The sequence below is a fragment of the Nocardia sp. NPDC058497 genome, assembly GCF_042720195.1.
In the GTDB taxonomy this organism is placed as follows: Bacteria; Actinomycetota; Actinomycetes; order Mycobacteriales; family Mycobacteriaceae; genus Nocardia.
This window is the reverse complement of record NZ_JBHXMY010000209.1, coordinates 1-9,388: the sequence shown is the minus strand read 5'-3', so window position 1 is coordinate 9,388 and position 9,388 is coordinate 1. Positions and strand designations below refer to the sequence as shown.

At 68.2% G+C, this 9,388-nt stretch carries 9 protein-coding genes; 5 read left to right on the top strand and 4 right to left on the bottom strand.

Annotation, left to right across the window (positions count from 1 at the left end):
• Positions 1-1,046 (bottom strand): DUF6183 family protein (locus ACFWPJ_RS16120; protein ID WP_378851977.1); only part of this gene is annotated, 1,046 nt, incomplete at its 3' end.
• Positions 1,047-1,178: 132 nt separating this feature from the next.
• On the opposite strand from ACFWPJ_RS16120, the gene ACFWPJ_RS16115 reads away from it, so the two are divergent.
• Positions 1,179-1,574 (top strand): RidA family protein, encoded by a 396-nt coding sequence (locus ACFWPJ_RS16115; RefSeq protein ID WP_378851975.1) that lies wholly within the window; start codon positions 1,179-1,181, stop codon positions 1,572-1,574.
• A gap of 48 nt (positions 1,575-1,622) precedes the next feature.
• On the opposite strand, the gene ACFWPJ_RS16110 is transcribed toward ACFWPJ_RS16115, so the two are convergent.
• The gene (locus ACFWPJ_RS16110) at positions 1,623-2,750 is read right to left on the bottom strand and encodes an acyl-CoA dehydrogenase family protein (protein ID WP_378851972.1); all 1,128 of its coding nucleotides are present in this window, start codon (positions 2,748-2,750) and stop codon (positions 1,623-1,625) included.
• A gap of 9 nt (positions 2,751-2,759) precedes the next feature.
• Positions 2,760-3,923, bottom strand: coding sequence for an acyl-CoA dehydrogenase family protein (locus tag ACFWPJ_RS16105; RefSeq protein ID WP_378851970.1), 1,164 nt, complete (start codon positions 3,921-3,923; stop codon positions 2,760-2,762).
• A 71-nt stretch (positions 3,924-3,994) separates the two neighbouring features.
• Between ACFWPJ_RS16105 and ACFWPJ_RS16100 the strand changes: the two genes are divergently transcribed.
• Positions 3,995-4,579 (top strand): QsdR family transcriptional regulator, encoded by a 585-nt coding sequence (locus ACFWPJ_RS16100; RefSeq protein ID WP_378851967.1) that lies wholly within the window; start codon positions 3,995-3,997, stop codon positions 4,577-4,579.
• A gap of 53 nt (positions 4,580-4,632) precedes the next feature.
• Here the strand turns inward: ACFWPJ_RS16100 and ACFWPJ_RS16095 are convergent, their stop codons facing one another.
• Positions 4,633-4,980 (bottom strand): hypothetical protein, encoded by a 348-nt coding sequence (locus tag ACFWPJ_RS16095; RefSeq protein ID WP_378851964.1) that lies wholly within the window; start codon positions 4,978-4,980, stop codon positions 4,633-4,635.
• Positions 4,981-5,166: 186 nt separating this feature from the next.
• On the opposite strand from ACFWPJ_RS16095, the gene ACFWPJ_RS16090 reads away from it, so the two are divergent.
• From ACFWPJ_RS16090 to ACFWPJ_RS16080, 3 genes are all read left to right on the top strand, one after another.
• Positions 5,167-6,210, top strand: coding sequence for a DUF6670 family protein (locus ACFWPJ_RS16090; RefSeq protein ID WP_378851961.1), 1,044 nt, complete (start codon positions 5,167-5,169; stop codon positions 6,208-6,210).
• 371 nt (positions 6,211-6,581) lie between these two features.
• Positions 6,582-7,445 (top strand): alpha/beta fold hydrolase, encoded by an 864-nt coding sequence (locus ACFWPJ_RS16085; protein ID WP_378851958.1) that lies wholly within the window; start codon positions 6,582-6,584, stop codon positions 7,443-7,445.
• Between the two features lie 176 nt (positions 7,446-7,621).
• Positions 7,622-9,388 (top strand): MMPL family transporter (locus ACFWPJ_RS16080; protein ID WP_378851955.1); only part of this gene is annotated, 1,767 nt, incomplete at its 3' end.

Sequence of the window (9,388 nt, the reverse complement as noted above, 5' to 3'; positions counted from 1 at the left end):
GTGTTACTCTGGGGGCGCTGGGGGGGGGGTGTGGGGGGTGTTTGGGTTGGGGCGTGGGGTGTGTAGGCGGGGGTTGTTGGGGGGGTTTTTTTGGGGGGGGGGCGGGGGGGGGGCCCGTGGCCCGCCGCCTCGGCTGTGGTGCGGGGGGGGCGGTGGGCCGCCGCGGCGAACAGGATTCGCCAGACCCGCGCGGGGGTGGACGGAGTGACCACCAGGTCGGTCGCGGCGGGGTGGCGGGCCCGCAGGCAGGCGAGGGGGAGGGTTTCGAGGACTGCGGCGGCCGTGGCGGGATCGGGGATGCTGGTGAGCGCGAAGGTGCGGGCTTCGATGCGGCCGTTGGAGTGGGTTTTCCAGTTGGCGACGGCCTGCGCGAGCTGTTCCGTCGATTCCGGGGTCGTTATTTCGCGGGCTGTCGGGAGGGCGATTCGGGTATGTCTGCTCAGCGCCGGGGTCGGATCGGTGTCGAACGGCAGGGCGACCGACGACCCACTTCCGCTGTAGTGGCGAATCGGGAGATCGTGTTCGAAGTCTGTGCGCTGCAGCGGTAGTACGCGGAGCGGATGGCCTGCCCAGTGCGGCGAGGTGGTCCACCGGATGATGGGGTCGAGCTCCGTCACGGTGACGCCACGAAAGAGGAGTTCGTGGAGCAGGCAGGCGCGCAGTTCCTCCGCGATCGGCCCGGCCGCGCCAGCCTGGAAAAAGGCCGTGACAGCATCGTCGGCGTCGAGCAGTCCGGCGAGCAGGGCCGCGAGCTGCCGGGCCCGGTGCTTCGCCGGTCGCATCACCGCGATGACGTGCAGTGCGGCGGTCACCTTGCCGGGTATCTGTGCGGCGAGGAGCGACCGGAACGCGGAGTCGAGCAACGCTCGGCCCAGGTCGGGATCGACTTTCGGGGCGGCCGCACGGGCGAGGGTGACGACGAGTTCCGGATCCGCGGCGGCAATGCGGTTGTCGACGGCGGTTTTCCACACGCGGAAGGGATCTTGGCGTGTCAGTTCGCCGACGATGTCGTCGATATCGCGGTTCACCGGCTCCGAAGTGTTCACGCTGCGACCCTATCCACGCACGCGCGACGGGCGCCAACGTCGGAGTGGGACTTCAGGTTCAGCGTGATGTCACACTCGCGATGCCTGCGTCGTCACCTCAGTGCGAACCGTTCGCGACGACAGGAGAGAGACGTGTCTGTGGAGATCATCAATCCGGCCGAGCTGCACGATCCGACGGGGTTCGGGTACAGCCATGTCGCGCGGGTGACCGGGGAGCTCGTGCTGATCGCCGGTCAGTACGACTCCGACGGTGACGGGCACACGACGACCACGGATTTCGCCGGGCAGGTCGATCGGGCGTTCGGCAATCTCGGGATCGCGTTGCGCGCGGCCGGTCTCGGCTACGCCGATGTCGCGCAGCTGCGGACGTTCATCGTCGAGCACGACCTCGACAAGCTGACGATCCTCGGTAAGAAGATCGCCGAGATCTGGGGTGACCGGCCGCCGGTGCAAACCCTGCTGGGCGTTGCCGCGCTGGCGCTGCCCGGGATGCTGTTCGAGGTGGACGCGGTCGCCGTCCGGGGTTGATCGGGGAACTGCTCGACATCGCCGCGGCGGCGATGTCGAGCAGTGTCCTCAGATTTCGGCCAGCTGGTGGTCGGCGACGTGGCCGGCCAGGTAACGCAGGTGATCGCTCGAATCACCGAGGGTGTGCTCGATGGCGGTCAGGCGCGCGGTGTAGTGGCCGACGGGGTATTCGGCGGTCATGCCGATGCCGCCGTGCATCTGGATGGCCTCCTGCCCGATGTGCCTGCCCGAGCGCCCGATCCGTAGTTTCGCGCGCGAGGCGACCATCGGATCGGCGACACCGTCGGCCAGTGACATCGACGCGTACAGGCTCATGCTGCGTGCCAGTTCCAGCGAGACGTACATGTCGGCGGCACGCTGGGTGAGGGTCTGGAAACTGCGCAGTGCGACCCCGAACTGCTTGCGGGTGCCAAGGTAGTCGGTGGTGAGCCGCAGCGCTTCCGCCATCGCCCCGACCGCTTCGGCACCCAGTGCGGCCTGCGCGGTGATCACCACGTCGGCGATGACATCGGTGGCGTCGTCGGGTGTGCCGAGCAATTCAGCTGCCGCGCCGTCGAATTCGATGTCGGCGCCGCGCCTGCCGTCATGGGTGCGGAACCCGGTCCTGGTCACGCCCGGTGCGGTGGGGTCGACGAGGAACAGTGCGGTGCCGCCGCCGGGCAGCGCCGCGCTGACGATGAGCCGGTCGGCGCCATCGCCGTAGGCGACAGGGTGCTTGCGCCCGGCCAGCTGCCAGCCGTCACCGTACGGCAATGCCTGCGTGCCGATGCGCGTCGAAGGCCACCGCGTGCCGGGCTCCGCGTGGGCGAAGACCAGTCGCAGCGTGCCCTCGGCGATCTGGGGTAGCAGTTCTTTGCGCTGGGTCTCGGTACCGGCCCGGCCGATGATCACGGCAGGCAGGAGCGCGCAGTCCAGAACCGGTTCCGGTGCCAGAGCGCGGCCGAGTTCCTCGAGCACCAGCATCGTCTCGATCGGGCCCGCGCCCATGCCGCCGTCCTCTGCGGAGATGGTCAGGCCGAGCAGGCCGATCTCGGCGAAGGTCGACCACACCCGCGGGTCCCAGCCCAGTTCGGTGCCGATCACCTCGACGCGACGTTCCGGCGTGTAGTGGCGGGTCAGGACGCTGCGCACGGTGTCGCGCAGCATGGTCTGTTCGGTGCTGAGTTCGAAATCCATGGCGGTGCCTCACAGTCCGAGGATCGTCGAAGCGATGATGCTGCGCTGCACCTCGTTGGATCCTCCGTAGATCGATGTCTTGCGGTAGTTCAGGTAGGTGGCGGTGCTGCGGCGCGCCCAGTCCGGGGTGTCGGCTTCGGCGGCGAGGGATTCCGGGCCCGCGATGTCGACGAACAGTTCGGTGACCGCCTGCTGCAGTTCGGTGCCGCGCAGTTTGAGAATCGAGGACACCGGATTCGGGCTTGCGTCGGCCGGTCCCGCGACGACCCGCATCTGGACGAGTTCCAGTGCCAGCAGCTCGTTTTCGAGTTCGGCGATGCGGGCGGCGAAGACGGGATCGTCGAGCAGGGTGCCGGTGTCGAGTCGGGTCTGCTTGGCGTATTCCTTGGCCAGCCACAGCCGCACCTTGGTCTGCCCGACGGCGGCGATGCCGGTGCGCTCGTTGCCGAGCAGGAACTTGGCGTAGGTCCAGCCCTGGTTCTCCGCGCCGACGAGCTGGTCGGCGGGCACCCGCACGTTCTCCAGGAACACCTCGTTGACCTCGAAACCGCCGTCGATCAGTTCGATCGGGCGGACCGTCACGCCGGGGGAGTCCAGGGGGAACAGCAGCATCGAGATGCCTGCCTGCTTCTTGGGTGCGTCCGGGTCGGTGCGGGCCAGACAGAACATCCAATCCGCGCTCTGAGCGGCGGTGGTCCAGGTCTTCTGGCCGTTGATCACATACTCGTCGCCGTCACGCACGGCGACGGTGCGCAGCGAGGCCAGGTCGGAACCGGCATCGGGCTCGGAGAACCCCTGGCACCACCAGATGTCGAGGTTCGCGGTGGCGGGCAGGAAGCGCTGCTTCATCTCCTGCGAGCCGAACTGCGCGATCACCGGCCCGATCATGTTGGTGTTGAACGTGAGTGGCTCCGGGACCGACGCGAGCTGCATCTCGTCGTGCCAAATGTGGCGCTGGATCGGGGTCCAGTCGCGGCCGCCCCATTCGACCGGCCAATGCGGCACCGCCAGGCCGTGCGCGTGCAGGATGCGCTGGGTCGTGACGATGTCGTCCTTGCTGAGTTCGGCCATGTGCCTGGCTCGATTACGGATGTCGGCGGGGATTTCGTGCCGGAAGAAGGCACGCAGCTCGTCGCGGAAGGCGAGCTCGTCCTCGGTGAGTGCCAGTTGCATGGTCGAGTATGTTACACAGAGATGCGTATGTATCAAATGATAGCCGCGAAGGAGCACTTATGCTGTGCGTTGTGACGCGAGCCGAGGGAATGAGAGCACCGGGACGCCCGGCCGCGGCCAGCCGGGACGACGTGCTGCGAGCCGCGGTCGAGGTCTTCCTCTCCGGCAATCGCGTCGACGTGAACGCCATCGCCGCCCAGCTCGGCCTCGGCCGCACCAGCATCTACCGGTGGTTCGGTTCCCGCGACGGACTACTCGGCGCCGCGATCGCCCGCCAGCTCGAGCGGATGGTCGCCTACGCCGAACGCGCCAGTGCCGCCACCGGCGCCGAGCGCCTCAACGAGGTCCTCGATCGCTGCATCCACTGGCTGGTCGAAGACGATTCGCTGCGCACCTACTTCGACAACGAGTCGACCGGGGCGCTGCGCCTGATCACCCGCAGCGACGGTCCCGTCCACCAGGCCGCGGTCGCCGTCGTGGAGGGTCTCATCGAGCGCGCCGAGGAGCAGGGCTACCGCCCGCCGATCGAGCGCGCCACCTTGGCCTATGCACTGGTCAGGCTCTGGGAAGCGTTCCTGTACAACGACGCCGTGGCCGGCTTCCGCGGCGACGTCGAACGTCTGCAACAGGTCCAAGCCGCACTGCTGCGCGCCTGAGTCTGCAGTCCCGCCCGTCACGCGTGAAGACGACGGACCGGCTCACGCCCTCGTCACCAGTCGTCGAGATAGGCGAGCCGGACGGTCACTCGCTCGTGGTGAATGGACACGCTCACCCGTGCGCGGTACTGGTCGAGGGCCCAGCCTTGTGTCCGGGGGTAGGTACTGCTCCAATAGTCGCGGACATCGTTCGAGCGTGTCCCAGGTGTCAGCGTCCAGCCGTGGGACTCCTGCAGGTGCAGTCGAACCCGCGCGGCGACGTCGTCGGGAGCACCGCTCGTCCCGCCGATGACGAATTCCCGAGCACAGGCGCTGGTGGACCCGTAGCTGCAGCCGTCGTCGACGGTCTCGACCAGGAACAGGCCGTCCGGCAGCGGCAGAATCGCGTCGGCGGGCGGCACCCAGGCCCACCTGCCCGCCGCTGGCAGCAAAACGTCGCAACGGCGAGCGATGATCCGCTCGCGCGGAACAGTGGATGTGGCGCAGCCGCGGGGTTCGCGGTGGCGGAACACACGCGTGTGCACGGTGCCGCGATATTACTTACGGGTAAGGTTCCGGTGAGCGGTCCGGTGAATGGAGGACAAACGATGGTCGAGGCGCAACGACTGGCGCAGCGGTTGGTCGGTCTGGTGAATCGAACCGGGCGTGTGAACGGTTCTCCGTTCGATGCCACCCGGTCGATGAGCCCGCCGTCGGGGCGGCGGCGGAACTGGGTGCACTACGGGGTGATGGTGCCCGATCTGCCCGAGCCGCACCGTTCGTTCGGAGTCATGTCGATCCTGGGTACGCCCGGAGTGACGATCTTCGCCAACGATCATGCGATCACCACCAACCCGTCCGACACCGTATATACCTCGTCGGCCACGGCATCCATGGCGGACGGGCAGTTCCTCGTACACAGCATCGCTCGCGACTGCGAGTTCGCCCCGGACGGCAGCCACCTCCGCTTCGGCGAGGAACTCGACATCGCTGGTACCTACCCGCACTTCACCGTGCGCCGGACCCATCCCGACGTCACCGTCGAACTCGAGATCGAGGCCACCGACAAGGTGGCGCACTTCGCGAACATCCCGGCGCTGTACCGGCATTGGAGCCTGCTGTCGACCTACCGCGGTCACATCGACCATCGCGGAGACCGCGTCGAAGTCGAGGGGTTGTGCACCGTCGAATACGCCGCCGGCGTCGGAATGCACAGCGTGACGGCCTCCACGCGACCCAAGCTGCCAGCCAAGTTCTTCACCTACCATGTCCTCAACCTCGACCACCGCACGCAGGCATTGCTGGTCCAGGTGCTCGGGCCCGCTGGGTTCCCGATCCAGAAGGCGGTCTATCTGCGCTCACTCGACGGCTACGGCGGCGTGTTCACCCGCGGATTCGACTTCCGTGTCCGAGAGTACGAATCCGAACCGCGGCGCACCCCCGACGGCCGCGCGATGCGTCTGCCGAATTCGTTGTCGTGGCGGGTACTCGACGACGAGGGCCGGGACTTGATCACCGTCGATGGCAAGGCCGGCGGTGACTACTCCTACGGGCTCGGCGCCGGATTTGTCGGCACCTACGACTACACCGGCACCTACCTGGGCCGCGCGATCTCCGGCCGCGCCTACCTCGAGTACATCGACTGCCGCTGACCGTCGGGCCCGTTCGGATCGGGGAGCCCGTCCTGACCTGGCTCCTGCGCTCACCCGGTCAGTGGGTGGCGGCAGCGATGAGGGCATCGACGAGGCGGTTGCTGCGGGCGCTGGTGATCACGACCGTTCGCGGCGTGTTGTCGGCGGGGCTACTGCTCGGCGCTTGCTGGCGACCCACGCCGCGCGACTGATCGGCCACGTGCTTCGGGAGGAGGTGACCGAGCGCGAGGACGATTGCGGCTCAGCTCAGGTAGGCGGTGAGGTGGGGGATCGCGTCGACGACGTGCTCTGCCGAGTTCGGCCGCACCGATGACTTTCGGGTGAATCCGTCGTCGATACCTGTGGATGTACCGACAGGCAGGAGTCCCGGGATGACGAGATCGTTTCGATCTGGCATGACCTCGGTACGGGCGAACGGTGTGGACCTCGGCATCGAGAGCTTCGGCCGCGAGGACGATCCGCTGGTCCTGCTGGTCGGCGGCACAACGATGTTGTCCTGGCCCGACGCGCTGTGCGAGCGGCTCGCATCGGGCGGGCGGCGCGTGAGCCGCTACGACCTGCGTGACTCCGGCGCCTCGACGACCCTCGACCCGGAGAATCCGGCGTATGACCTGCGGGATCTCGTCGCCGACGCGGTCGCGCTGGTCGGGGTGCTCGGTGCCGGGACCGCCCATCTCGGTGGGGTCGGCGTCGGTGGGATGGTCGCTCAGGTCGCCGCGCTGGACCACCCGGACGTGTTCTCCGCGCTGACCCTCGTCGGCACCCGGCCGGTGGCGCCGGGACCGGTGGACGAGGACCTGCCGGGCCACGATCCCGCGGTCATGGGCGCGCTGTTCTCCCGCCCGCGGCCGGACTGGACCGACCGGGATGCCGTCGCGGCGTTCGCCGCCGAGGGTGCCGAGCCGATGGGCAACGATCCGCAGGAGGCGCGGGCGACGGCGGCCGGAATCTGGGACCGGACGTCGTCGAGCGATCCCGCGGTACACCTGGCGAACCAGCTCGGGATGGTGTTCTCCCGGATCGACTGCGCCCCGCGATGGCGGGAGCGGCTCGGTGAGCTCGACGTGCCCACGCTCGTGGTGCACGGTCGCGCCGACCCGTTCTTCCCGGTCGGCAACGGCGAGGCCCTCGCCGCCGAGATCCCCGCAGCGCGACTGCTCGTCCTCGACGACATGGGCACCGCCCTGCGGCACGCCGCGGCCGAACAGGTCGCTGCCGCCATGCTCGCTCTCTGACCGCTCGGCTGGACGCACTGGGGTGTCCCGGCGGCGCGTATAGCCGCCTGTGCATGGATGGCCGTCGGCTCCCGATGCGCACGGTGCCCGAGGTCACACTGCTCGGATGATACCCCCCGGGGTATAGTCCGATACCGAGTTGTAGATACCCCCAGGGGTATAGGAAGGAGCAGGTGATGACCGACCTCGTGGCCGATTCTCCGGCCCGTGACATCCCGCAGCCGACCCGTTCCGGCGGAATGCTGGGCAGGCTCGGATCACTGATGGCCGGGCACGCCCGGGCCGTCTTCGGCCTGTGGCTGCTGGTACTGATCGTGCTCGGTGCCGCCGCGCCGAGTGTGTTCACCTCGCTCGCGGGGGCGGGTTGGCAGGCCGATGGCTCGGAATCGGTGCGGGTGCGTGAGCTGGCGCAACAACACTTCGGCGGGAACTCCTCGGCAGCGGTGCAGGTGGTGGTCCATTCCGATACCGAGACCATCGACAGCCCCGGGGTGCAGCGCGTGCTCGGTGAGATCACCGGCGTCTTCGCCGGTGATGCCCGCTTCGGCGCGGTGATCGCGCCGCAGCCGGGCAGTTCGATCAGCCCCGACGGGCACACCGGCATTCTCATCGCGGGCGCGAACGCCTTCACCGACGAGATGGTCAAGGCCGTCGACGAGCACAAGGAGGCGCTGACCGCCTTGTCCGGCAACGGTATCGAGATCTATCCCACCGGCGCGTCGGCCTTGTGGAGTGATTTCAACAAGGCCAATCACGACGCCATGATCAAGGCCGAGCTGTTCTCCTGGCCGGTCACCGTGGCGATCATGGTGCTGGCGTTCGGATCGCTGGTCGCGGCCGGTTTGCCGCTGCTGCTCACGTTGGCGGGGCTGGTGGCCTCGGCGGGCGGGCTGGTGCTGCTCAACGAGGTCACGCCGATCTCGGTGTGGGCCATGAACTTCGCGATGATGTTCGCCCTGGCGCTGGGCATCGACTATGCGCTGTTCATCGTCGCCCGCTTCCGTGCCGCACTCGCCGGCGCGCCAACGGTCCGGGCCGCGGTCGCCGAAACCATGGATACCGCGGGCAAAGCCGTCGTGCTGTCCGGACTCACGGTGCTGGTCAGCCTGTCGGCGGTCTTGATCGTGCCCGCGCCCGCGGTGCGGACCATGGCCGTGGGCATCATGCTCGCCGTGGCCTTCGTGCTCGCGGCGACCATGACGCTGCTGCCCGCGGCGCTGGGAGCGCTCGGTGGCAAGGTCAATGCCGGTGCGCTGTCGTATGCCAAAGGTCAGCCGCATCGGTCACCGCGGTTCGCCGCGTGGGGGCGACTGCTGCACCGGCATCCGTTGCCGTTCGCGATCGGCGCGCTCGCGGTGCTCATCGCGCTGGCGGCCCCGGTGTTCGGGCTGAAGGTGGCCATGCCCTCCATTCAGGTCGTCCCGGCCGACGCGCCGGTGCGCCAAGGCTATGAACTGGTGCAGTCGCAGCTGGGCGAGGGCACGCCGGGAATGCTCCAGATCATCGCTCCCGCAACGGAAGTCGCCGAGATCGAAGCGGCTGCCCGGACCGTGGACGGAATCAGCATGCTTACTCCGGCCCAATCGGCTGCCGACGGCGGCGATCTGGTGATGATGCAGGCCCTGCCCGGCGTCGATCCCTCCGATGAGCGGATGGGGGAGATCCTCGATGGCCTGCGGAACGCGCTGCCCTCCGGTGCGCTGGTCGGCGGCGCGCCCGCGGAGAACCTGGATCTGCAACAGGCGCTGAACGACTACTTCCCGATCGTGGTGGGGATCATCCTGGTGCTCGGCTTCGTGCTGTTGCTGATCGCGTTGCAAGCCCCGGTGGTCGCCGCGATCGGTACCGTGGTGAGCCTGGCCTCCACGGCCGCCGCTGTCTCTCTGTCTCTAAAACACAACTCACGCTCCCGACCACAAGATATGTGTATATCTCTGTGGGAG